The 24,126-nt window shown below is 43.7% G+C and carries 20 protein-coding genes and 1 other RNA gene; 12 read left to right on the top strand and 9 right to left on the bottom strand.

Annotation, left to right across the window (positions count from 1 at the left end; all coding sequences use genetic code 11):
- Window positions 1–9 precede the first annotated feature (9 nt).
- A complete protein-coding gene (locus ACTQ9T_RS10225) occupies window positions 10–924 on the top strand; it encodes a DUF4377 domain-containing protein (protein WP_440464980.1) in 915 nt (304 codons plus the stop codon).
- 77 nt (window positions 925–1,001) lie between these two features.
- On the opposite strand, the gene ruvC is transcribed toward ACTQ9T_RS10225, so the two are convergent.
- Complete coding sequence (gene ruvC, locus ACTQ9T_RS10220; RefSeq protein ID WP_010199263.1) at window positions 1,002–1,586, bottom strand: crossover junction endodeoxyribonuclease RuvC; 585 nt, start codon at window positions 1,584–1,586, stop codon at window positions 1,002–1,004.
- Between the two features lie 259 nt (window positions 1,587–1,845).
- Between ruvC and ACTQ9T_RS10215 the strand changes: the two genes are divergently transcribed.
- On the top strand, window positions 1,846–2,469 hold the full coding sequence (locus ACTQ9T_RS10215; protein WP_201593050.1) for an FxsA family protein: 624 nt from the start codon (window positions 1,846–1,848) through the stop codon (window positions 2,467–2,469).
- Between the two features lie 140 nt (window positions 2,470–2,609).
- Here ACTQ9T_RS10215 and ssrS read toward each other — a convergent pair.
- A non-coding RNA gene (gene ssrS / locus ACTQ9T_RS10210) (6S RNA) lies at window positions 2,610–2,805 on the bottom strand.
- A gap of 248 nt (window positions 2,806–3,053) precedes the next feature.
- On the opposite strand from ssrS, the gene gpmI reads away from it, so the two are divergent.
- Window positions 3,054–4,709 (top strand): 2,3-bisphosphoglycerate-independent phosphoglycerate mutase, encoded by a 1,656-nt coding sequence (gene gpmI / locus ACTQ9T_RS10205; protein ID WP_440464979.1) that lies wholly within the window; start codon window positions 3,054–3,056, stop codon window positions 4,707–4,709.
- 350 nt (window positions 4,710–5,059) lie between these two features.
- On the top strand, window positions 5,060–6,586 hold the full coding sequence (locus ACTQ9T_RS10200) for a S41 family peptidase (RefSeq protein ID WP_440464978.1): 1,527 nt from the start codon (window positions 5,060–5,062) through the stop codon (window positions 6,584–6,586).
- Window positions 6,587–6,683: 97 nt separating this feature from the next.
- Here ACTQ9T_RS10200 and ACTQ9T_RS10195 read toward each other — a convergent pair whose 3' ends face one another.
- From ACTQ9T_RS10195 to ACTQ9T_RS10185, 3 genes are all read right to left on the bottom strand, one after another.
- Window positions 6,684–8,387 (bottom strand): sigma-54-dependent transcriptional regulator, encoded by a 1,704-nt coding sequence (locus tag ACTQ9T_RS10195; protein ID WP_440464977.1) that lies wholly within the window; start codon window positions 8,385–8,387, stop codon window positions 6,684–6,686.
- Between the two features lie 288 nt (window positions 8,388–8,675).
- Window positions 8,676–10,487 (bottom strand): sensor histidine kinase, encoded by a 1,812-nt coding sequence (locus ACTQ9T_RS10190; RefSeq protein WP_440464976.1) that lies wholly within the window; start codon window positions 10,485–10,487, stop codon window positions 8,676–8,678.
- Between the two features lie 33 nt (window positions 10,488–10,520).
- Window positions 10,521–11,156, bottom strand: coding sequence for a response regulator (locus tag ACTQ9T_RS10185; RefSeq protein ID WP_010199282.1), 636 nt, complete (start codon window positions 11,154–11,156; stop codon window positions 10,521–10,523).
- A 401-nt stretch (window positions 11,157–11,557) separates the two neighbouring features.
- Between ACTQ9T_RS10185 and ACTQ9T_RS10180 the strand changes: the two genes are divergently transcribed.
- Both ACTQ9T_RS10180 and ACTQ9T_RS10175 read left to right on the top strand, forming a co-directional pair.
- Window positions 11,558–12,652 (top strand): serine hydrolase, encoded by a 1,095-nt coding sequence (locus ACTQ9T_RS10180; protein WP_010199283.1) that lies wholly within the window; start codon window positions 11,558–11,560, stop codon window positions 12,650–12,652.
- A gap of 112 nt (window positions 12,653–12,764) precedes the next feature.
- Window positions 12,765–13,436, top strand: a complete 672-nt coding sequence (locus ACTQ9T_RS10175; protein ID WP_440464975.1) for a thiamine phosphate synthase — start codon at window positions 12,765–12,767, stop codon at window positions 13,434–13,436.
- A 78-nt stretch (window positions 13,437–13,514) separates the two neighbouring features.
- On the opposite strand, the gene ACTQ9T_RS10170 is transcribed toward ACTQ9T_RS10175, so the two are convergent.
- Window positions 13,515–13,844, bottom strand: a complete 330-nt coding sequence (locus tag ACTQ9T_RS10170; RefSeq protein ID WP_194620186.1) for a TraR/DksA family transcriptional regulator — start codon at window positions 13,842–13,844, stop codon at window positions 13,515–13,517.
- 403 nt (window positions 13,845–14,247) lie between these two features.
- Between ACTQ9T_RS10170 and ACTQ9T_RS10165 the strand changes: the two genes are divergently transcribed.
- From ACTQ9T_RS10165 to ruvB, 5 genes are all read left to right on the top strand, one after another.
- Complete coding sequence (locus tag ACTQ9T_RS10165; RefSeq protein ID WP_440464974.1) at window positions 14,248–15,453, top strand: phosphoglycerate kinase; 1,206 nt, start codon at window positions 14,248–14,250, stop codon at window positions 15,451–15,453.
- A 257-nt stretch (window positions 15,454–15,710) separates the two neighbouring features.
- On the top strand, window positions 15,711–16,097 hold the full coding sequence (locus tag ACTQ9T_RS10160; protein ID WP_240215807.1) for a hypothetical protein: 387 nt from the start codon (window positions 15,711–15,713) through the stop codon (window positions 16,095–16,097).
- A gap of 407 nt (window positions 16,098–16,504) precedes the next feature.
- A complete protein-coding gene (fba, locus tag ACTQ9T_RS10155; protein ID WP_210541427.1) occupies window positions 16,505–17,542 on the top strand; it encodes a class II fructose-bisphosphate aldolase in 1,038 nt (345 codons plus the stop codon).
- Between the two features lie 84 nt (window positions 17,543–17,626).
- Window positions 17,627–18,250 carry a Holliday junction branch migration protein RuvA gene (gene ruvA, locus ACTQ9T_RS10150; protein WP_210541426.1) on the top strand — a complete coding sequence of 208 codons (624 nt, stop codon included), beginning with the start codon at window positions 17,627–17,629 and terminating at the stop codon, window positions 18,248–18,250.
- A gap of 175 nt (window positions 18,251–18,425) precedes the next feature.
- Window positions 18,426–19,406, top strand: a complete 981-nt coding sequence (ruvB, locus tag ACTQ9T_RS10145) for a Holliday junction branch migration DNA helicase RuvB (protein WP_026037210.1) — start codon at window positions 18,426–18,428, stop codon at window positions 19,404–19,406.
- A gap of 177 nt (window positions 19,407–19,583) precedes the next feature.
- Here ruvB and ACTQ9T_RS10140 read toward each other — a convergent pair whose 3' ends face one another.
- Window positions 19,584–21,245 (bottom strand): ABC1 kinase family protein, encoded by a 1,662-nt coding sequence (locus ACTQ9T_RS10140; protein WP_189584272.1) that lies wholly within the window; start codon window positions 21,243–21,245, stop codon window positions 19,584–19,586.
- A gap of 157 nt (window positions 21,246–21,402) precedes the next feature.
- Between ACTQ9T_RS10140 and ACTQ9T_RS10135 the strand changes: the two genes are divergently transcribed.
- The gene (locus tag ACTQ9T_RS10135) at window positions 21,403–22,326 is read left to right on the top strand and encodes a WG repeat-containing protein (RefSeq protein WP_201616648.1); all 924 of its coding nucleotides are present in this window, start codon (window positions 21,403–21,405) and stop codon (window positions 22,324–22,326) included.
- 26 nt (window positions 22,327–22,352) lie between these two features.
- On the opposite strand, the gene ACTQ9T_RS10130 is transcribed toward ACTQ9T_RS10135, so the two are convergent.
- Entirely contained in the window at window positions 22,353–23,048 is a 696-nt protein-coding gene (locus tag ACTQ9T_RS10130) for a ubiquinone biosynthesis accessory factor UbiJ (protein WP_440464973.1), read from the bottom strand.
- 98 nt (window positions 23,049–23,146) lie between these two features.
- A complete protein-coding gene (ubiE, locus tag ACTQ9T_RS10125; protein WP_413191366.1) occupies window positions 23,147–24,001 on the bottom strand; it encodes a bifunctional demethylmenaquinone methyltransferase/2-methoxy-6-polyprenyl-1,4-benzoquinol methylase UbiE in 855 nt (284 codons plus the stop codon).
- Window positions 24,002–24,126 lie beyond the last annotated feature (125 nt).

Genomic DNA, 24,126 nt, shown 5'->3' with positions numbered 1-24,126 from the left:
AGGCGTAGTATGGTAGACATAAAAAGGCAACCAATCACAAAACTACTGTTATTATCCGGCGTATTGGCAGTCAGTCTGACACTAGGTGCTTGTCAAAAAAGTGCCCCATCTACGGAGAGCGAAGGGACAGATGCTACGGCAAGTGCAGAGATGAGGGCTACGCTAGCAAACACAGAAGCTGAGCCTGATGCTAATGAGACAGTGGCGGCATCTGAAGTAACTGAGCTCAGCGTCGAACAACAGATGATTGGCAATCTTGCGCGCCATCGTTGGACACTAATGACTGCCAAGGATGCGAGCAATCAACCATTAGCACCACTGATAAATATTAAGGATCAGGTGACGCTATTATTTAATCAAGGTCAAGATACCTTAAGTTATAGCGTTGGCTGCAATACGATGAGCGCTGCCTATGAATTACAAGCTCAAAGGTTAACGATAGCAGATAGTATGAGCACTAAGATGTCGTGTGGCAATCTTGATAGCGCAGAGAGTCTTTTAAATACGCTCATGCAAGGTAGTAGCGAGTTAACTGTCACTGAAGGTGAGACGCCACTATTGACGCAAGTGACTAATGATTCGATGACCTTGATTTGGACAGGTAGGCTCACTTCACAAGCCAAATATAATAGCAAAGGCGAGACCGTCTTTTGGGCAGTGAGTAGTGAAAAAATCGCTTGTGGCGATGCTGACTCTAGGATGTGTCTGCAAGTCAAGCCTGTCACTTATGATGATCAAGGCCTGAAAACCAGCGAAGGCAAGTGGGCAGCATTCAAGGGTGACATTGATGGCTATCAACACGACGGCATGCACGAAGAAGTATTACGCCTACAACGCTATCAGATCGACAATAACGAAAATGCAGAAGGCGAAGAATATGCTTATGTGTTAGATGCTGTGATTGAGAGTGCCGTCGCAGAGTAGATGGTTGAAACAAAAAACACGCGCCATTTGGTTGCGTGTTTTTTTTATGGTTGTTTGCTGTATTTTGGCTTCTTATCTTATCGTAAATTACCTAAATCTTCTTCCGTCAAACGCCAGCGACCTTTTTTCTTAGACGCACCGCGTCCACGCATGGCGCTATTTAGGAGCAACTTGTTCATTGAATGGCTTGAGTGCGCATGACAAATAGCGCAGGCAAGACCATCAGCAGCATCTTGTTGTGGCACGACATCTAAAGACAGTATCCGGCAGACCATTTCTTGTACTTGCTCTTTAGCTGCGGCACCATAACCGCACACAGCTTGCTTGATCTGGCGTGCGGTATATTCTGATACTTCCAAATCCAGTGCCACCATCGCGGCGATGGCTGCGCCTCGTGCTTGCCCAAGTTTCAGCGCAGAATCTGGGTTTTCTGCCATAAATACTTGCTCAATTGCGGTATAAATCGGCTCTTCTGCATATTTTAGATGATGCTGGGTGATACGCGTCAAGCCATTAAAGATGCGCTTTAGGCGTTCAGGCATCTCTTTGGTATCCGTACGAATGGTACCCGCATCAATATAGGTTAGCTTATCGCCCGTTTGTTGCACGATACCATAACCCGTCATACGTGAGCCTGGGTCAATCCCGATAATAATTGCCATAGTATTCCGTCTTACTTACATTTTGTTTTATATTCAATCTTATATAAATCGGATACGGTGTCAGACTCGCTTAGCCTACTACTCGTAGTACTTTTACTCATCTTCCTTGTATCCAAATTATATTGCCCCGACTATATGGCTTAAAAATACGCCTTAAGTTTGATAGTATAGCAATCAATCCCCATATACATCATATGTTAGCCATCTTAATTTGTATGGCGCTCAATTTATTGGTTTTTATTTTATAGGATGACACTTTATGGGTCAGATAGTTGGTATTGCCATCGTTTGGTTTATTATCGAGATGCTACTGTGGTATTTAATTGCCCAGTTTATGAGCGGTTGGTGGGTATTCATGTGGTTTATTATCGCCGCAGTTATCGGTATCACCCTTATTCGTAAAGGTATGGCAGCACTCAATCCGATGGCTCAGCAAATGAAAGCGGGCGGCATGATGAACCCAGCGATGCGCCCACAAGAGTCGACCATGCTTAAAAGTGTGGCCATGGCAGCGGCTGGTATTTTGCTACTTATTCCAGGTGTGCTTAGCGATTTGCTTGCACTGCTTGTGGTGTTACCGCCTGTGCAAAAGAAGCTTAAAGACTTTGCTAATAATTACGTCATGAACAACCAGCAAAAAATGATGGAGATGATGGCCAAACAGATGGGCGGCGGTCAAAACCCATTCGGCGGCGCAGGCGGTATGGGTGGACAAAATCCATTTGGTGGCGCTGGCGGTGGTATTAATGGCCAAAACCCGTTCGGTCAACAACAACAAAACCCATTTGGGGATGTGTTCAAGCAGCATACAACCGTTGACGGGACTGCTAAAAACATTCCTAAAGATGTCAAAAAGATTACCAAATCTGCTAATGATGAATAAAAATAGCGAAAAACTGACATAAAAAAAGCCCCTTACGTCATTGACGAGAGGGGCTTTTTGTTGGTTATTATGAATCTCTTATAAACTTATGGGTTATTAATAAACCTAGTGAATATAAATAGAGACATGACTAACCGAATATAACAACCGAAGTGCCGCCGTAAGATGGTGACCCATGAACCGTGAAGTTCAGGGCGGATGCGTCACTGCCTCTGCAGGTTTCCTGATACACCGCAAGCGGTGCAGGCATACACAATGAAGCAATAGGTACCACATCCTGGTAAAGCATTATCGGCTCAGGGAATAAACATCTACTAGCCAACACTTCAGAATAGATTTATCTTAACTAATGGCATAGCTGATTGCAAGCTCGGTTTACAGATTAATACGTCTTTTTAGAAAAGTGCAGCAATAATAGCAACCATTTCCATAAAATAAATAACAGAAAAAAAGGGTCGAAAGCATTGAAATAGCAGGATAAACGCGCAGTTTTTCAGCAATTTCAAGATGTATGCTAATATAGACAACTTTCGACATCCTAATATAGCAGTATAGGCGTTCATTCACTTGAGGAGCGGTAATCTATGACCAGTACCCAGCAACAATCTGAATCTATTGACGACAATCAGGCGCAGCTTGATAGCAAGCAAGATAGCGCACAGCATAAAAAAACACCGCATGTCTTAATGATATTGGACGGCTTTGGTCATCGTGAAGAAGACAAGGATAATGCCATTGCTGCGGCTAATATGCCGAATCTAGATAAGATCTATCAGAAATATCCGCATGGATTAATTTCTGCGTCGGGTGAGGATGTTGGTTTGCCAGATGGTCAGTTTGGTAATTCTGAAGTGGGCCATATGAACCTAGGTGCTGGTCGTGTGCTATATCAAGACTCAACCCGTATCTCAAGTGAGCTTGCCAATCGCGAGTTCTATAAAAACGAAGCCTTGGTCGATGCTGTCAAAGCGGCTAACGAAAAAGGGGGTAATGTTCATATTATGGGCTTGCTCTCTGATGGTGGCGTGCATTCGCATCAAGACCATATCGAAGGAATGTGTCATTCGGCATTGGTTCACGGTGCCAAAAACGTCTTTGTTCATTGTTTTTTAGATGGTCGTGATACGCCGCCTAAATCTGCTGATAAATACATCAATCGTTTGCGTGAATATTTGAATAAACTTAACGCCCATTATGAAGGTCGCGTACAGATTGCCAGTATTATCGGTCGCTATTATGCGATGGATCGTGACAATCGCTGGGATCGAGTACAGAAGGCCTATGAGCTTATTACGGAAGGTAAAGCCGATCGTCTATCTACCCGTGCTGATGGTGCTGTTCAAGCCGCCTACAAAGCCCGCGAAACTGATGAGTTTATCAATCCGACTACCGTGATTGAGAGCGGCGACACGCCCTATACCGTCGATGATAATGATGCACTTATCTTTATGAATTTCCGTGCCGACCGTGCTCGTGAGCTAGCGCAAGCGTTTGTGCTGCCAAATCATGAGTTTTCAGGTTTTGCCCGTCATAAACAGCCAAAACTGGCGGCGTTTGTTATGTTGACCAAGTATTCAGATATTTTAGCGGATAGCCCGAAGACCAGTATTGCTTATTACCCAACGTCTTTGACCAATACGCTGGGTGAATATTTGCAAGCGCAAGGTAAAACGCAACTGCGTATTGCCGAAACTGAAAAATACGCGCACGTGACGTTTTTCTTTAGTGGTGGCCGCGAAGCAGAGTATAAAGGTGAGACACGTATTCTTGTGCCGTCGCCAGATGTCGCCACTTATGACTTGCAGCCAGAAATGAGCGCTCCTGAAGTGACCGATAAGTTGGTGGCTGCTATTGAGTCGGGCAAGTATGATGTGCTAATCGTCAATTATGCCAACGGTGATATGGTAGGGCATACCGGTATCTTTGAAGCAGCCGTGCAAGCGGTAGAGGCTTTAGATGTCTGTGTTGGCCGCATTGAATCGGCAGTACGAGCAGCTGGCGGCGATATGCTCATTACCGCTGATCATGGCAATGTTGAGCAAATGCAAGACTACGAAAGCGGACAGGTACATACCCAACATACGACCGAGCATGTGCCTCTGATTTATATTGGTGAGCAAAAAGTACAAGTGCGTAGTGGCGGTAAGCTTAGCGATATCGCACCGACCATCTTGTCATTGATGAATATCACTGCGCCAGAAGAAATGACGGGTGAAAACCTATTGATTCCAGTATCGTGATTCAGTCATTCTGACACTTTCGCATGCTGGCTATGATAATGTCATAAGCACAGCTGAAGCAGTCAGCGAATGAAAGATAAAGGGAAGAGTATCTATGCTCCTTCCTTTTTTTAGGATAGGTTTTTAACTTATACCATTCACAAAAATTAGAGTAGCAAGGAAAACGAGTATAAGTGCTACGCATTGTAGACAAAACGAGTTTGACACAGCTAATCGTACTTGTTGGGTTTGGTATTACTTGCAATATTACCCTAGTCTTGGCTGTGATCTTGATGCTACTTTACAAGATATTATTCATCAATTGCCATATAATAACTTTGCATGTTTTCTTTTTATCTAGGTGAGTTTTTATGCATCCCATCTGTCTTATACGTTCGTCGGTGTCTAAACGACTAGAAAAACCATCAACGATGACCGCATTGATAACGTCGACCGTATTTAAACCCGTACTCATGGCCAGTCTCATAGGGTTGAATGTTGTTGGCATGCAAGCACAGGCTGCGACAAATAATGAAAGCAGCCCAACGGCCAGCCTACAGCTTATCAGTCTCGATGCTGATGAGATATCGGCAGAAAACGGTGCAGATAATTTGTCTGATATTGCCGATATGTTGGATGCTGCTGACGCGTCTGATGATGCGATAGACAGCGTTGCAGATGAAAGTGCTTTGACCGATGAGGCAGACGATATCAATACGGATATCCCTGCTGAAGTGGGCCAAGTGTCACTGAATGCTATCTCTCCTGAAACTCTAAAAACGTTTGTTGCGGTCATAGATTTGGTACGCCGTGAATATGTAGACACGGTCAATGACGAAGAGTTATTTAATAATGCGATGAGTGGCATGTTGACCAAGCTCGATAGCCACGCTGAATTTTTGGATGCTGAGGCCTACGAAAATCTACGCGCTTTTACCGAAGGGGATGTCGGCGATATTGGTATCAAGGTGGTCTATCGACCAAAAGCTGGCTATTGGGTCGTCACAGAGGTTCTTGATGACTCACCTGCGGATAAAAAAGGCATCGCAGTCGGCGATTATCTGCATCAAGTTGATGAATTCAAATTAGATGACGACAGACAAACTAATGATGTTGAACAGCTTTTAACCGGTATTGCGGGTACACAAGTGGATATTGTGACTTCTAAAGCGGGTCGCCGCAAACATACCACGACTTTACAGCGTAACAATAACCATCCGCAAGTCATTGAGACTCGGCTTGTTGATGGTATGGCGGTGATGAAATTGCCAGCTTTTCAAAACAACAGTCGTGAAAAGCTGCTGCAAGGTCTTATTAGCTTAGAAGCACCGATATCCGGTATTTTGTTAGACATGCGTGATAATCCAGGTGGTGTTTTAACCTCAGCGGTGAGTGTGGCTAGTTTGTTTATGGCGGACACTGATGTGGTACAAGTGAAAGGCCGGAAAGATGACTCTCGTGTTTTATCGACCCAAGGTGCTGCAATACTCAAGCCATTGCCCGTAGTGGTATTGCAAAACCGTTATTCTGCCTCAGCTGCAGAAGTATTAGCAAGCAGCTTGCAAGCGCAAAAACGCGCCACTATCGTCGGTGAGGTGAGCTATGGCAAAGGCTCGGTACAGTCGGTGATACCTGTGAATGACGAACAGGCCGTTAAGTTAACCGTTGCCAATTATGTGACGGCGGCTGGCAATAAGATAGATGGTATCGGGGTTGAGCCTGACGTGGCTCTACTGGGTAATGAGAATACATGGGAGCAGCAGGCGCTTGATTTACTCAGGGCAAAAGCGCTCGCTTCGGGTATTCGCTTTGTGAGAAATTCAGCTGTAGAGGATAATACGCTAGAAGATCAGACAGACGAAGATCAGACAGACGAAAAGCAGATAGACGAAAAGTAAATAGGTAATGATAGCGCTAAGCGTACTCTAATTGCCCAGCACCATTATTATGCTCAAAATTGATGATGTATTATGTTTAAATCTACAGACCTTAAAATCAATCGGCCTGATCTTCAGCAATATCGAGCTTTTTCATACGATAACGTAAAGAGCGAAACGTCGTTCCTAACAGTTCAGCGGCTTGGGTTTTGTTCCAGCCTGTTTGTTTAAGTGCAGTAATAATCAGGTTTTTTTCTTGCTCTTGCAGATAGTGTTCTAGACCTTTGGCAGGCAACAACTGGCTTTGAAAATCCTCTTTTGACCTTGTTTGCTCGTCATGAGTCGTATGACTGGTTGTTAATTCCTGCTCTATAGAAGAGATGGGGCTACGGTCTGGTTCACTGCTATCGGCCATCGACCGCTGAATCGTGGAAGGGTAGTGCTGCGTAATCGTACGATAAGGATGTAGATTGGTCTTTGCTTGCTCAGATTGCTTAACCGTCGAGGTTTGACCAATTTCCTCTTTGTTAATTACGGATGCGATTGCTGGCTGGTTGTCTTCTTTATAATTAGATGGGTTGGGAGTAGGCACTTTATGACTGGTTGCGTTGGTATTTTGACTTTGTTGAGTATTAATCTCTTGATGAGTATCAAGCTCTGCTAGACCCAGATGACTGACGTCAATGGTGTACGTTTCCGCCAATGTCACGGCGCGTTCGAGTAAGTTGCGTAGCTCACGAACATTACCAGCAAAATCGTGATGCTGCAAGCGCTCGCAAGCCGCTGCTGTCAATGAGGGCGGGGTGTCCAACTGCCACTCTTTTTCGATCAGTGCTAAAAAATGCTTTGCTAAGACAGGAATATCATCACGCCGCGCATTAAGCGTGGGCAGTTTTAGTTCAATCACGTTAATGCGGTAATACAAATCTTGCCGAAACAGTCCGCCTTGTACCAATTGGTTCAAGTCTTTGTGGGTCGCGGATAAGATACGGATATCGACAGGCAGCTCTTTGGTATCACCGATAGCACGCACGGTTTTTTCTTGAATGGCGCGTAGTAATTTGACTTGCATTGCCAAGGGCAAATCTGCCACTTCATCCAAAAATAAAGTCCCACCGTTGGCTTGTTGGAACAGACCTTGCTTATCAGCGACCGCTCCCGTAAAGCTGCCTTTTTTATGGCCAAAAAATTCCGACTCCATCAGCTCGGAAGGGATTGCTCCGCAGTTCACCGGTACAAAACTGCCATCTCGACGTGGGCTTAAATCATGAATCAGCTTGGCAACCACCTCTTTACCTGTTCCGGACGCACCCGATAAAAAAACTGGCGCTTGTGAGCGTGCCAATTTTAAAATGGTGTTTTTAAGGGGATGCATGACGGCAGAATCACCGATTAAACGGCTATCCAACATCTGCTGCTCAGGTGAACATTCAGGCGCGGCTTCTGCTTCGTTATTTTGGTGAATAACCTTTAGTGCATTTTCGACTAATTGGCGTAAGCGTGGCAACTCAAGCGGTTTATTAACGAAGTCAAAAGCACCCAGCTTTAACGCTTCGATAGCCAAATCCATACTACCATGGGCAGTAATCACGGCGATCGGTGTACTAGAGCTGTTGCTGATGTCTTTGACCAACTCTAGACCTGAGCCATCGGGTAATTTAAGATCTGTCAGACAAAAGTCATAGTCGTTTTGCTGCCAGTAGGCGCGTGCTTGCGATAATGTATAAGCCACATCGCTTTTGATGCCCATCTTGGTTAGGGTGATTTGCATCAAGCGGCACAAATCTACTTCATCATCAACGACTAGCGCGGTTACTGTCATACGTTATCTCATTGTGTTCAATGGCTGAAAATTTAAAAATAGGGTTCAATCTGTCTTATCTAGGGCGTGTCATCATTTAGATTGTGAGGCTTAAAATGAGGAAAATTGCAGCCAAACAAGGAAGAAATTGCCGTAAATATGAACATATTGACAAGATTTCTGACGATTTTTGGCAAAATTTAGCCATTTTAAGACCACTAAATGTATCCATGTGCTAATTGAGGACACGCCCTAGTAAGGGTGATAATCAACATGCTTTTATCAAACAACCCTTCTCTTTTATAGAAGCTACTGGTCTTCAGTAAGCCGTTTATCAGCATCGTGACCATCGGTGTCGATAGCAGGGGCAATCAAGCGAAAGCAAGTCTTTTGGTGTTCAGGAATATAGAGTAAACGGGCTTGATTGGCTTCACAGAACGCCTGCGATAAATACAATCCTAAACCCGTTCCAGCTTCGTCGGTGGTAAAGAATGGATTGAATAAATGCTGTAAATCATTGCTACTAACGCCCAATCCATCATCTAAAATATCAATTATAACATCGTTATCAGCACAGTAAATCTCAATTTCCACAAAAGCATGAGGGTGAGCGTAGCTACTATGACGCAGACCATTATTGATCAAATTAATTAATACTTGTTCCAATTGGTGCATGTCGAACGAGATGGTGGGATTGGTGTATATACGCAAAAAAATGTCATGGTCTCGAAAATAATTGTCCAAAAACAGTGGTAGCCAATCAGCCAATAGAATTGATTGCTGACGGGCTACCTGCTGGCGCGATAGTTTTAAGATATCTTCAATAATACGGTTTACGCGTTTGGTTTGCGAAAATATCATTTCATACAGTTCGTGATTGCCCGTCATATAAGTATTTGCAGGCTCTGTCATCGCTGTTGTATGGTCGGCAGTAGAACTGATAGTACTGTGCTCTGCTGCTTTGTTCCTCTCACTTTCTACGACATCCTCCATCAATAGTTGACTGGCCTGTGAGATAGCCGCAAGCGGATTTCTGATTTCATGGGCAATACTTGCGGTCAATTGCCCAAGCGATGCCAGTTTTAACTGTTGAGCGCTGGCTTGCTCACGGCGCAAATCTTCTAGCATGATCAGTTTGCTATTATCTTTTAAGGGGATAATTTGTACCCGCAGCTTACCAACGACAGAGGCATTTGCTACCGCAGGTAATTCATAAACAAAACTGCGTGACAGCCCTTCAGAGACGGACAAACAGGCATCAATAAGTTGCAGATGTTGTTCTTTGAGCTGCTGCTGAAAGTCGGCGAGAAGGGTAGCTTCGGGGTTGTTTTTCTCATATCTTAAATGACTGGATGTATCAAGCATGGACGCTAGCGGAGGGTGGGGAATACTGAGTAGCTGATGAGCCGCTAGGTTTGCTAACACAATATGCTGTCTGTCAATCACGATGACCCCATTGACCATTTGGGTGATGACTTCTTGATTGATCACGTTCAGTCGTTCGACTTCTTTGGCTTGATTTGCAGCGACTTGCTCGACTTGTACCAAGCGCTGGGAAATGGACCAGCTCAAAACCCCTACCGCCAAAAAGCTTGCTGACATCAGCAGGGCATCGCCTAAATTGGCTAAACTCATGCTATTGGCGATGGCATAAAAAAACTGCTGATAGATCACGAAAATAATAGCAAGCAAAGTGATGATAAGTGCTTGCGAGCCGTACAGTAGCATGAAACTGGCCGCGACGACGACCATATAAAGCATGGTGAGCTGTAAGTCAGGGGCACCATTGGTATAAAGCAAAAGGCTCAAGATAATGACGTCTAATGCCAATCCGAAAGCCAGCTGGCGCCGCAGATTCTTAGTCACCACATAAAACAAGCCAAGCAAAATTAAACTGATGATGACGTAGAAACTAAGCGCTGTTTGCTGCAATAAGCTTGGTAATAATGAGCCACTATCAGATTTGACGGTCACATATACCATCAACATAAAAAATACGCTGACGATAAATCGATAACTGCTATAGATCAGTCCCAACCGCCGTAACTGTGGTAGAGGCAGCGTCTCATCTTGCTGTAGGTAATTGGTGATGGCAGAGACGGCTCTGAGCGCAAGTTTCATAAATTGACCGTAATAAAAAAGGTATGAAGGGGGTTACGGTTGAATGAGACCATGACGGATAGCCAGATGAGTCAATTTCACGTCACTATCGACGCCGACTTTTTCATAAATGCGATAGCGATAAGTGTTGATGGTTTTGACACTTACGAACAATTGATCAGCAATTTGCTGCGGGCTTTGGCAGTTGACCACCATCATGGCTACTTGCTTTTCGCGGTCACTTAATAGGTCAAAAGGTGAGTTGGCGTTATCTGACAAGAGAACATCAGCCAACTGCTCAGCGACATCTTGGCTAAAGTAACGACCGCCTTGATAGATTTTTTTGACCGCTCGTATCATCTCATCAAGCGGTGTACCTTTAGTAATATAACCATTGACGCCCGCTTTGATCAGCATGGATGGATACGGTTGCGCCGACATGCTACTGACGGCCAAAATTTTAATACCCAGATCAAGCTGAATCAAGCGCTTGGTTGCTTCAAGCCCACCGATATTGGGCATATTAACGTCCAGTAAAATCACATCAGGGCGCAGCTGTTTGGCCAGTTTAATCGCCATGTCGCCGCTGTCAGCTTCACCGATGACTTCGATATCAGCACTGTCTGCCAACATACGGCTGATACCCATCCGCACCAAATCATGATCATCTACTACCAATACTCGAATCATAGTTGTACTCTTTGCTGTCTATCAAAATGAAGGTTGCATTGTGAACGTTAAACTATCTGAACCAATCTGTATATCTATTAACCACAACAATGATTTTTATTATTTTATAATAGGATGATATCGCATTGATTTGATGACTACTACTCTCATCATATATTGCTATAGTGTTAATTAATATTGCTAAAATCTAATTTAAATGTAGCAAAATTTGAAGCAGGTTAAAAAATGCCCATCTAACTGATTTAGTACATTAAACTTAAATGCAAACCATGATACACTAAAAATACAAAAACTCTATGTGAGTACCTACAAACACAACCACAAACGCTACGTACGTTGTTGCTATTAATTAGTATGTAACTGATTCGCTAATTAACAGCATCGCGACAGCAGGGGGAAGAATGAAGCACTTACCATTAACCAAACAGCAGTTAGTTGCTGCCATGATTTCATTGAGTTTAGGCAGTATTGCACAAGCTGCACTTACAATTAATGGTAGCGCTGATGCTGGATCGAGTGCTCGTATGAGTTGGGGCGGTGCCGATAGCTTGTCCGAAGCGCGCAATATCATGTACAAGTCTAACGGCTCGGCCATCAAAAAAGTCGATAATGGGTATGGCACTACCAATATTACTAACAGCAACACCAGTAGTTTTGGTAGTAGTAATAACAGCTTCAATAACACCAACAGCTATAACACTACTTATCGTGGGAGCTTTGGCAGCAGTAGCATGATTCCGATCAGCACCGACTCTCGTAGTGTGGCGGTGATCGATGCCGAAACTGGTGAATCTATTTATGAGAAAAACGCTGATGTCGCCCGTCCTATGGCGAGTATTACTAAGGTAATGACGGCAATGGTGGTGTTGGATGCAGGTCTCGATATGAGAGAAGAGATCACCCTCGATCCTGAAGATTTCGTCGGTCCTAAGCGTGCAAGTTCGCGATTAAAATCAGGCGATCGTCTGAACCGTGCTGAAATGCTGTTAATGGCATTAATGAAATCTGAAAACCCTGCTGCCAAAAGCCTAGCGCGTAACTATCCAGGTGGCTATGATGCCTTTATACGAGCGATGAACCGTAAGTCACAAGAGCTTGGTATGACGACAGCTTATTTCGGTGATCCAACGGGTCTCGATAAACGTAACGTTGCTTCATCAAATGACTTGGTAAAAATGGTCCGTGCTGCTGGTAACTACGATGTGATTCGTCGTTTCTCCACGACTAAGAGCTATGACTTTTACGTGGCCAATTATTCAGCCGGTAACCGTACCTATAAAGCCAACAACACCAGTAGTCTAGTACGTTCAGGTGATTATCCAATCGGCATCTCAAAAACCGGTTTTATTAATGAAGCAGGTCGTTGTGTGGTAATGGAAACGCGTGTGAATAACCGTCCTGCGATTATTGTCATCTTAGGGGCGAACAGCTCAGCCACGCGTTGGGGTGATGCTAAAAATATTTTAAACAGTTTGGCAACTCGCCGTACAGTGTAAGCGGATGGGTTTAGTAGGTATAAAAAAGCTGTTATGTGATATAACGGCTTTTTTATTGTGTTGAATTTTTATTTGCATTTTTAAACTGAGAACACGCCCTAGGAAAAACCATATGACTCAAGCATCGACTACTACACTAGCCCCAAAGTTATATTTGCTGACCAATGATGATGAATTCGCGCTGCTATACCGCAAATTAGAGACAGCGTTTGCCACAGGTTTTATTGCCTTACTGCAAATCCGCCGTAAGCAAACATTGACGTTAAGCAATGGCGCATCCAAGCTCTATGACGAAGCTCTACAAATAGTTCGTTTGGCAAAGACATACAATGTCCCAGTCGTCATCAATGATGATATTCAGCTGGCCGCAAAGCTTGGTGTTGGGGTTCATTTGGGGCAAGAAGATGGCGATATCAGAGAGGCCAAGCAATGTCTATTATCGAATCAGATTATTGGCCGCACTTGTCATGGTGATGTGGCGCTGGTGAAAGAAGCGCAGGATGATGGCGCCAGTTATGCCGCGATGGGCGCAGTATTTGCGTCTACAACCAAGCCTAATGCGGATGTCATCTCGCGTCGAGAGCTTGTCGATGGGTGTCAGCAAGGTATTGAGTTATGTGTGATAGGCGGTCTAACGGCAGAAAACGTTATTGAGCTGGCAGGTTTGCCGATTGCTTATGTAGCAGTAGTTGGGGATATTATGGATTTGCCAGAACACCAAATAGCCGAGCGTTGTGAGCAATGGCAGCAGGCGCTTGGTACGTGGCAGACGCCTGCTTTATAACTTATTTCTAAATTTGAAATCGATGTTTCAAAATAAAATCGATATTTCAAAATATAAGTGCATTGTATAAATGAATCGTTATTCTGCATGTTCCATACATAAGGTGGCGTAGGGCAGTGCTTCCAAGCGTTTTTCTTCAATCAGTTTGCCACATACCTCACATTCACCATAAGTTCCATTTTCGATACGGCTCAAGGCATTTTCGACATAGATTAGGCTTTGTCGTGCTTCACCCATGAGATTTTTACGCATATCGTTTTGACGATAAGAGATGGCTTGATCTTCCCAATGCTCATTGAGGTCATCTTGTGGATTTTGGATATGATCTTCGATTTTATCGATTCGAGTTTCATACTCGTCTTTCAGCTTCAATAAAGTCTGTTTAGCAGTGGCTAGATCGATACTCATGGTATTCTCCTAATGGGTTATTTTTATTGTTGAACTTAATTATTATCATTAATAGGCGCTGTATCGTAAAGCTCATATTTACGATAAACATCAATGCCATCATAAACAGCCTGACTGCTGAGTACCACCACGAAATGTTACTGATTTTTATAAAAATTAAATAAGTTTGTCTTATTTTTAACCTGCTTAGTAAAATTTAATCATAGGTTCTTTATGAGCGCTTGTTAGAAAACTGCTAGAATACACCGCCTCAGATTCTTGCTAGATTAGTCTCATGAGACCATTAGTAAGAATAAGCGGTTAAATAGTTTGATAACTGTCATTCAGTGATATTTAGCATTGAGTGATATTTAGTAAAAAGCCACACCGTAGATTAACAATAGATGATGCATAGGAGCAGGTAATGAATTTTTTGCGTATGAGTGAGCTAAACTTAACGGACAAAGTGGTATTGATTCGAGAAGACTTGAACGTACCTATTAGAGACGGTAAGGTCACGAGTGATGCGCGCCTGCAGGCCAGCTTGCCTACCATCAAAATGGCACTAGAGAAAGGCGCTGCCGTTATTGTGTGTTCACACTTGGGACGTCCAACTGAAGGTAACCCTGAAACCATATACTCTCTAGCACCTGTCGCTGACTATTTAAGCGACAAATTGGCAGCGCCAGTTAGTTTAAACAATGACTATCTGACTGAAGGCGTTGCAATTAAAGCAGGTGAAGTGGTACTACTAGAAAATGTGCGCTTTAATACGGGTGAGAAGAAAAATAATGCAGACTTAGCACAGAAATATGCATCGCTATGTGATGTGTTTGTGATGGACGCCTTTGGCACTGCGCACCGTGCGCAAGCCTCAACTGAGGGTGTCACTCAAGCAATGCGTCAAGCAGATAAAACAGTGTGCGCAGGGCCGCTATTAGCCGCTGAGCTTGATGCCTTGAGCCTCGCGCTTGAGACCCCAGAGCAGCCCATGCTCGCTATTGTTGGTGGCTCAAAAGTCTCTACAAAATTGCAAGTTTTGCACAGCTTGGCAGAAGTATGCACGCAAATAATCGTTGGTGGCGGTATCGCGAATACCTTCCTAGCCGCGCAAGGTCACAGTGTCGGCGCTTCGTTATATGAAGCGGACTTGGTTGAGACCGCTCGTGAGATTATGACTAAAACTGAGATTTTACTGCCTGAGTATGTGGTGGTTGCCGATAAGAATGAGATCGATTTCGCTGACTTTACAGGTTCATTACAAAAAGCCACTGCGACTACGAAGTCGGTTGATGCGATTGGTGATAATGACATGATATTGGACATCGCTCCAGAAAGCGCCAAGCAACTGGCTGATGCTATTACCAATGCAAAGACTATTTTGTGGAATGGGCCAGTGGGTGTTTTTGAAGTGGATGCTTTCGGTCAAGGCACTCAAATCGTGGCAAATGCGGTCAAAAACAGTCAAGGTTTTTCGATTGCTGGTGGTGGCGATACTTTAGCAGCAATCGATAAATATCAAGTTGCAGATGGCGTGAGCTACATGTCAACAGGTGGCGGTGCATTTTTAGAGTTTGTAGAAGGCAAAGTGCTGCCAGCTGTTGCCGCACTGCAAATAGAAGCGCGATAATTTAACCAACTTTCAGCAGTTCAGTAACATTAGGCGTACAACTTACCGCAATCATCTAAGGTAGGCTATAAAAATAATATGGTGACTGGCTCTCTTACCTTGTTAATTTGACAGCTATGAGTGCAATTGGTCATCAATTATTATCAAGTAGTAATTATTTGTTTTTATACTGAAAATTATTATTGCATGTCTTATTTACTGCCTATAGAATAGCGCAACCATGTATTTTGACATGCTTTATTTACGAGAGGTTTATTATGTTAAAACGTCATTTGTTACTTGCTAGCGTACTTGCTGGTACTTTTGCAATCACTGCATGTAGCCAAGAAACACAAGATAAAACTGAAGCTGCTGCTGATTCTGCTGCTGAAGACACTGCTGCTAACGCTGACGCTGCTGCTGTTGAAACAGAAGCTGCTGCTGCTGAAGCTGAAGTTGCCGCACAAAACGCTGGTACTGAAGTTGCTGAAGGCGCTGACACTGCTGGTGTTGCCGCTACAAATGCACTAGAAAACACGGGTGAAGCGGTTGTGGTCGGCGCAAATGAAGCCGTTGCCAATACTGCTGAAGTGGTTGCCGATGGCGCATCTGCTGTTGAAAATAAAGCCAGTGAAAACGCAGTAGAAGCAGAGCAACAGTACTAATAATCGTACTGAGCAAGTCAGTTATTGATTCGGTGACGTGCTATCGATTGATAGGACGAGGCACTGAATGAGTAGCGAGCATTGATAATTGCTTTAATTGATAGTTGCTTTATAAGCCCTCAAAATACTAGAAAAGCCTTGGTGATTACCAAGGCTTTTTGCGTTGTGTGTCAGTGTTATAGTTGATAATAATCAAACTCACGTGAAGGGACGTGTAGACTGACAAATAGTCGGGCAACTGCTACGAAGACGGAACAATTTTTGCTATAATCACCGCGTAGCGTTCACACCCAAAATATTTTGGGCTTTTATTACTTTCTATACCGTTAGTATGGTCTTCTGCACATTGGGATGATCGTTATAAAGCTTTTTTAAATACTATTCAAAATCTAATCAGAGAGCGTCTTATGGCCCTAATATCCTTACGTCAACTTCTAGATCATGCCGCTGAACACAGCTATGGTGTTCCTGCTTATAACGTCAATAATTTAGAGCAAATGCGTGCAATCATGATGGCTGCGGATGCTTGTGACTCACCTGTCATCGTACAAGCCAGCGCAGGCGCACGTAACTATGCAGGGTCAGCGTTTTTGCGTCATTTGATCATTGCCGCTATCGAAGAGTGGCCACATATTCCAGTAGTTATGCATCAAGATCATGGTATGTCACCAGCGATTTGCCAGCGTTCAATTCAGCTTGGTTTTTCATCAGTGATGATGGACGGCTCGCTTGGTGAAGATGGCAAAACGCCAATGGATTACGATTACAATGCTAGCGTTACTCGTGAAGTCGTCAAAATGGCACATGCTTGCGGTGTTTCTGTAGAAGGCGAAATCGGTTGTTTAGGTAGTCTTGAGACTGGTATGGCAGGCGAAGAAGATGGCTCTGGCGCTGAAGGCGTATTGGATCATGAGCAACTATTGACCAGTGCTGACGAAGCCGAACAATTTGTAAAAGACACCAATGTCGACGCGCTAGCCATTGCTATTGGTACTAGCCATGGCGCTTATAAATTTACGCGTCCACCTACAGGTGACATCTTATCTATTGAGCGCGTAAAAGAGATTCATGCTCGTATTCCTAACACGCATTTGGTGATGCATGGTTCATCATCAGTGCCACAAGAATGGCTAAAAATCATCAATGAGAATGGTGGTGATATCGGCGAAACTTATGGTGTGCCAGTTGAGCAGATCGTCGAAGCGATCAAGCACGGAGTACGTAAAGTCAATATCGATACCGATTTACGCTTGGCCTCAACAGGTGCTATCCGCAAATTTCTTGCAGAAAATCCGAGTGAGTTTGATCCACGTAAATACTTTAAAGCGTCTATGGTCGCAATGTCAGACATCTGCACCAATCGTTTTGAAGCTTTTGGCTCTGCAGGTCAAGCGCATAAAATTCGTCCAACCAGCCTCGAAGGTATGGTGAGTTTTTACCAGTAATGCTATTTTTTTGAACAAGCGTCGCAGACAGAAAGTGGTAGCTGATGTTATTTATATAATAGCCCATATAAGAGGTAGTAAGTGATGATTGGATTGATTACCGGACAAGTGCAATACTTAATGGCACCAACCGCCTGTATCATGACGACCTCTGGTGTGGGTTATGATATTGAGCTGCCATTGCCTTCATTTTGTCAGCTACATCTCAATGAGCAGGCAAGCATTTGGACGCATTTCCATGTGCGTGAAGATGCGCAGCTGCTCTATGGTTTCATTGACCGTAAAGAGCGTGATGTCTTTCGTCAGTTGATTAAAATCAACGGTGTTGGGGCAAAAATGGCACTAGCGATGCTGTCTGCAATGTCAGCAGCTGAGCTAAAAATGCACGTCGAGCAAGACTCTGAAACCGCATTAACTCGTATTCCAGGTATTGGCAAAAAGACTGCGCAACGGTTATTAATTGAGCTAAAAGATAAGCTAAAAAATATCGAAGTGGATAATAGTAATTTAGAGTTTGCTATGCAGCCAGCTGAGATTTCTGCCGAAGACAATATCATCGCCGAAGTAGAAGGCGCTCTGATTAGTTTGGGTTATAAAGAAAAAGAAGCTCAGCAAGCCATCAAAGCTGCCAAAAGTAACGGTAACATTTTTGCAGATACACAAGGATTGTTAAAAGCCACATTACAGCAGCTATCAACGTTTAAGTAGTTTTTACTCCTACTGCTATTAATGGTTACATCAGTCAGTATCAAACAAATAAGCGACATTAATTGTCGCTTATTTTCGTTTTGGTATATAACTGTTGATGTTTTGCATGACTTATAGGTGGCGTTTGGTTATGCTATTTATTACCTAATTTTTTAATATAATGATAAAAACTATGATGCAAGATCGTTTGATTAATCCGTTAGAAGGCGCAGGGGATGCGCCTGATTCCAATATTCGACCAGCACTGTTGGCTGAATATATCGGTCAGCCGGTGGTGCGTGAGCAGATGGAAGTCTTTATTGGCGCGGCACGCGGTCGTGGCGAGCCATTGGATCATACGCTAATTTTTGGTCCACCAGGGTTGGGTAAAACAACGCTTGCCAATATCATTGCTCGTGAAATGGGCGGTAACTTACGCTCGACCTCAGGGCCTGTCCTCGAGCGTCCAGGTGATTTGGCAGCCATGCTGACCAATTTGGAGGAGGGTGATGTCCTGTTTATTGATGAGATTCACCGTCTGAGTTCAGTCATTGAAGAAATACTTTACCCAGCCATGGAAGATTTTCAGCTAGATATCATGATCGGTGAAGGGCCAGCTGCACGTTCTATCAAGCTTGATTTACCACCGTTTACCTTGGTTGCGGCAACGACCAGAGCAGGATTATTGACCTCACCACTACGTGATCGCTTTGGCATTGTACAGCGGCTAGAGTTTTATAATATCGCCGATCTGACCACGATTGTTAGCCGTGCCGCCCGCTTGATGCGTGTGCCTATGAGTGAGGATGGTGCGGTGGAGATTGCGCGCCGTGCCCGAGGCACACCAAGGATTGCCAATCGGTTACTACGCCGTGTACGCGATTATGCGGAGGTCAGAGGCGATGGCAGTATCAATGGTGCGATTGCGGGTAGTGCGCTAGATATGCTAGCTGTTGATAGACGTGGTCTCGATCATTTAGACAGACGTTATATTGAGATACTACATGAGCGTTTTGACGGGGGTCCTGCAGGGGTTGAAGCGGTAGCAGCTGCTATGGCAGAGGATCGCGGTACACTTGAGGACGTGATTGAGCCATACTTAATTCAGCAAGGCTATGTGTTGCGTACCGCACGTGGTCGTGTATTGACTCAAATGGCGATTGACCAAATGTTATAGTATTCAGTATTCAGTATTCAGTATTCAGTATTCAGTATTCAGTATTCAGTATTCAGTATTCAGTATTTAGCATAAAAAATGCGCCTGCTTCTCATTAAAAGCAGGCGCATTTTTTTGTTTGAGTCTCGAGTTACGAGGCTCTTTCTGAACTAAGTAAGTAAAAGATAAAGTTGGTCTCTAGGCTAAAATTCGCCAAACAACTACCAAAATAGCCAGTATATAAAATATAGGTGATAGCCAACCAATGACTTGCGTTGCAATGGCAATGAAAATAGCAAAGCCTGCAAGTGCTAGCCAATCACGGCGGCGATCATTAAGCATGTCCGCGCGAATTTGCTGTATTTCACGTAGTTGGCTGTCTTGACGTGAGCCTTGCGAGGCAAGACTTTGTAAGCCTTGATCTAGTAACTTGGGAATATCAGTGGTAGACAGTAACATCTCAGGCAATTGCTGGCGTAGTTGCTGTAGATTACGCATCGGATCTAGCTGTTCTTTGATCCAGCTGCTTAAAATGGGCTTGGCAAGTGACCAAATATCAAGATCAGGATATAAATCGCGACCGAGGCCTTCAACGTGTACTAATGTCTTCAGCAATAGCATCAGCTGCGGCGGGATACTCATATGATGGCGACGTGCGATATCCAAAATCTGCATCAATACGCCAGCAAAGTCGATGTCATTAATGGATTTTTGTAGCATAGGGCCGACGGTACGTTTCATATCACGCATCAACGCATGCTTATCTGCATTTGGTGGTATCCAACCAGCTCGGCTGACGATATCAACCATTGCGGTAAAGTTGTTATTCATGACTGCCAATAACATCCTCGCGACAATGAGCTGATCGTCTTTTGATAAGGTGCCCATGATGGCGCAATCAAGTCCGATATAACGTGGCTCATGACCCAAGTCGACCGCTGCCATACCTGCATGTAGTGTTTGCACAGGCGGGGTCTCTACGAATACATTGCCTGGATGCATATCAGCATGAAAGAAATTATCACGAAAGACTTGGGTGAAAAATATTGTTAGACCTTTTTTTGCCAGTGCTGCACGGTCATAGCCAAGCTGATCGAACATCTCAACTTGCGAAATAGGGACGCCTTGAATACGTTCCATCACCATCACATTTTTGGCAGCATCGTAGACTTCAGGCACATACATTAACGCTGAACCCAAGAAGTTATTGCGCATTTGGGTGGTATTGTCTGCCTCTAACGTCAGATCTAGCTCGTTAAGCATGACTTGCCGATAATCCTCGACAATATCGATAATATGTACGGCACGCGCCGCTTCAATACGAGCGGATGCCCAGCTTGCCAATTCACGTAGTAGCTCAAAGTCAGAAACAATCGTGGTGCGGATATCGGGACGAACCACCTTTATGACGACTTCACGACCATCATGCAGGGCGGCAGTGTGTACTTGGGCGATAGAGGCGGCCGCCAGCGGTTTGACATCAAAGCGTGCGAACAATGTGCCAATAGACTGCCCAAGACCATGCTTAGGGTCTTGGATTTGGGTAATGGCCACATCAGAGTTAAATGGTTTAACCTTGTCTTGTAGCTGAACCAGTTGAGCAATAATCTCAGGCGGTACCAAATCACGACGTGTTGACAGTAGTTGGCCTAATTTTAAAAACAGCGTACCCATGTCCTCAAGTGCGTATTTAATAGCGTTTGGCTGATGTTTTTTACCCCAAGCGGCTGGATGCAAGCGAATTAAACGTGCTAAAGGTTGCAGCTGTGGCGCCTCTTCAATAGAAAAGTGCGTATCAATGCGATATATTGCGGCGATACGCCAAAGCTCAAGCAGTCGAGCACGGTGAGATAATAACATGGGCAAAATTACTCTAAGTAAATTTAAAAGATATGATCAAACTAGATAAATTTTAGAAGTAATACTATCATGGTAAAGATATTTTAAGAATGGCTGAGCCTTATATTATTCATTTAGGACAGATTGGGTTTGTCAAAAATTTCTATAAGGATTTAAAATGAAAATAAATAAACTATGGTTTCCACTCTTGTCAATGATTTTCATTAATCACGCTGCTTTTGCGTTTGAGTGCGATTCACCTGAAAAAGAGATTTTTGAGACTACAGATTGTCTATATTCTGGGCGTGCCATAGTTATGGATGATAAAACGCAAAAAGTTGGATTTGTAGATGAAAAGGGAGAGGTGGCGATCCCGCTTATTTACGATGATGGACATAGGTTTTCAGAAGGCTTAGCCTCTGTTTATCTGAAAGGAAGAGTTGGTGTAATCAATACTTTAGGAGAAGTCGTTGTCCCATTTAAGTATGATCGTATCCCTCTTTTTTCAGAAGGGTTTGCATCCATTTATCTTAAAGGGAAAGCTGGTGTAATCAATAATTTGGGAGAGATCGTTGTTCCCTTTAAGTATGATTATATTGCTCCTTTTTCAGAAGGATTAGCTGGGGCGAAAAAGGGTAAGAAAATGGGGTATATTGATTCAACGAATAATATAGTAGTCCCTTTTACTTATGACCAAACAGATAAGTTCTCAGAAGGCTTTGGGTCAGTCAAGCTGAATGATAAGTGGGGCTTTATTGATAGAGTAGGCAAAGTTGTAATCCCCACAAAATTTGAAGGACTAGGTGACTTCCAAGAAGGTTATGCCGCTTTATTAACTAACAACAAGTTTGGGTTTGTTGATACAAAAGGAGACGTTGTAATCTCTCCAAAATATCAATATGCTTTCAGATTTTCAGAGAGCTTAGCGAGAGCAAGTATAGACGATAAATGGGGTTATATTAATAAGTTAGACGACATAATAATATCTTTTAAGTATGATTATGCCACCGACTTCAAAAATGGATTAGCTACGGTTACTATAGATGAACAAAAATTTATAATTGATAAAATGGGCAATATTATAGAAAAAGATAACAAGTAGTAAATTCGTTATAAAATAATAAAAGACTACTCATTGCTCTTAAACTTTGCCTGCTCTATTTTAATAGCAGCAAGTTTGGCCTCTTCACGTTCGACATCAGCACGCAGCTTTAACAGTTGCTGCTTAAGATCATTTACTTCTTCCAGTTCAATGGGATCAGGCACACTGTTGCCTGCGACATCATTCGCCCAGTCGCTGACATCATTAAAAGCACGTTTGGCACTATGACGCCAACTGCCTTTCAGCTGTGATATGAGTAGATGCAACTGACTCGCCATGGGTTTGCCAATGAAGGGTTCTAACTGACCAGCGACATCTGGGTCAAAACCTGCCACCAACTGTTTCAGTTGCATCAGCACTTTATAGTCACCAGCGATAGGCAAGTTACCTTCAGTGCCTCGCATCAGGTTGAGCAGCTGGGCTGGGTTGTCTACGGTAATGACACAATCGGGTCGACTGTGACCGATACGTGCGCGCTCCATACTCGCTTTTTGGCGTTCACTCATGCGGCCACTTGGCTCAAACACACTGTCAGTCGTGACGGGCTCAAAACGCAAACGTTCATGGGTGAATAACACATCCAAATCAATCTCAGGCGACTTCATATTCAGCCGTAACACTTTGCCAGCCAATGGTGCTAGACCTGATTTGGTGATTTCATCGCTAGCAATGGCAAGGTTAATCAGCTTTTCGGCACCAGCCAAAAGTAACACAGTCAGCATAAGGCTCTCGCATATTTAATTGAGCGCCTTTAGAAAAGCGCATGGTTTATCAGGGTCAGTGGTTACGACTATTGGGTGTTAGTATTTTTCTTTTATCGTTATGCTTTAAAGCCACGATGCACGGCGACGATACCAGCAGTAAGGTTATGATAATCACAATTTTCAAAGCCCGCTTGTTGCATCATTTGCTTCAGCGTTTGCTGATCAGGATGCATACGAATCGATTCAGCCAAATATTGGTAACTTTCAGCATCATTAGCAATCAGCTTACCCATAATCGGTAAGGCGGTAAATGAATATAAATCGTAGGCTTTAGACAATGGCTCAAACACAGGTTTTGAGAACTCTAGAATCAATAAGCGACCACCTGGTTTCAGCACGCGATACATAGATTTTAGAGCAGCATCTTTGTCCGTGACATTACGCAAACCAAAGCTAATGGTAAGCAAATCAAAGCTATTGTCATCAAATGGTGCTAATGTTTCCGCATTGGCAAGTACAAAATCGACATTATTGCAGCCAGCATTAATCAAGCGCTCACGACCAACTTCTAACATTGCCGCATTGATATCAGATAACACGACTTTACCGTTGCGACCGACTTCACGGCTAAAGACTTTGGCCAAGTCACCCGTACCGCCAGCGATATCGAGCACATGCTGACCCGCACGTACGCCTGATAAGCTAATCGCATAACGCTTCCATAGGCGATGAATACCAAAAGACATCAAGTCATTCATAATGTCATATTTTTTGGCGACTGAGGTAAAAACGTCGGCAACACGTGCTTGTTTTTCTGATTTATTGACTGTTTTATAACCGAAATGCGTTTGCTCATTACCGTCAGTGTCGAGTGTGTGCGGGTTATTAATGTCATCACGCTGGTTAAAAAGCGTTTGCTTAGCGGTCTGCTCTTGTGCAGCGGCGCTATTGTTTGTAGGGTTGTTTGACATAGTGGTTTGTTGGCCTTGTGGCGTTCCGGTTGGCAAGTCTTGGACTTGCGTAAAATCATTACTTTTTTTGACGTTAGCATCACTACCAGTATTAGTCATCGCATTAGGCACAGGACTTTGACGCG

The organism is Psychrobacter sp. ASPA161_6 (assembly GCF_051970285.1).
GTDB lineage: Bacteria > Pseudomonadota > Gammaproteobacteria > Pseudomonadales > Moraxellaceae > Psychrobacter > Psychrobacter glaciei.
This window is presented reverse-complemented; position numbering and strand designations above follow the sequence as displayed.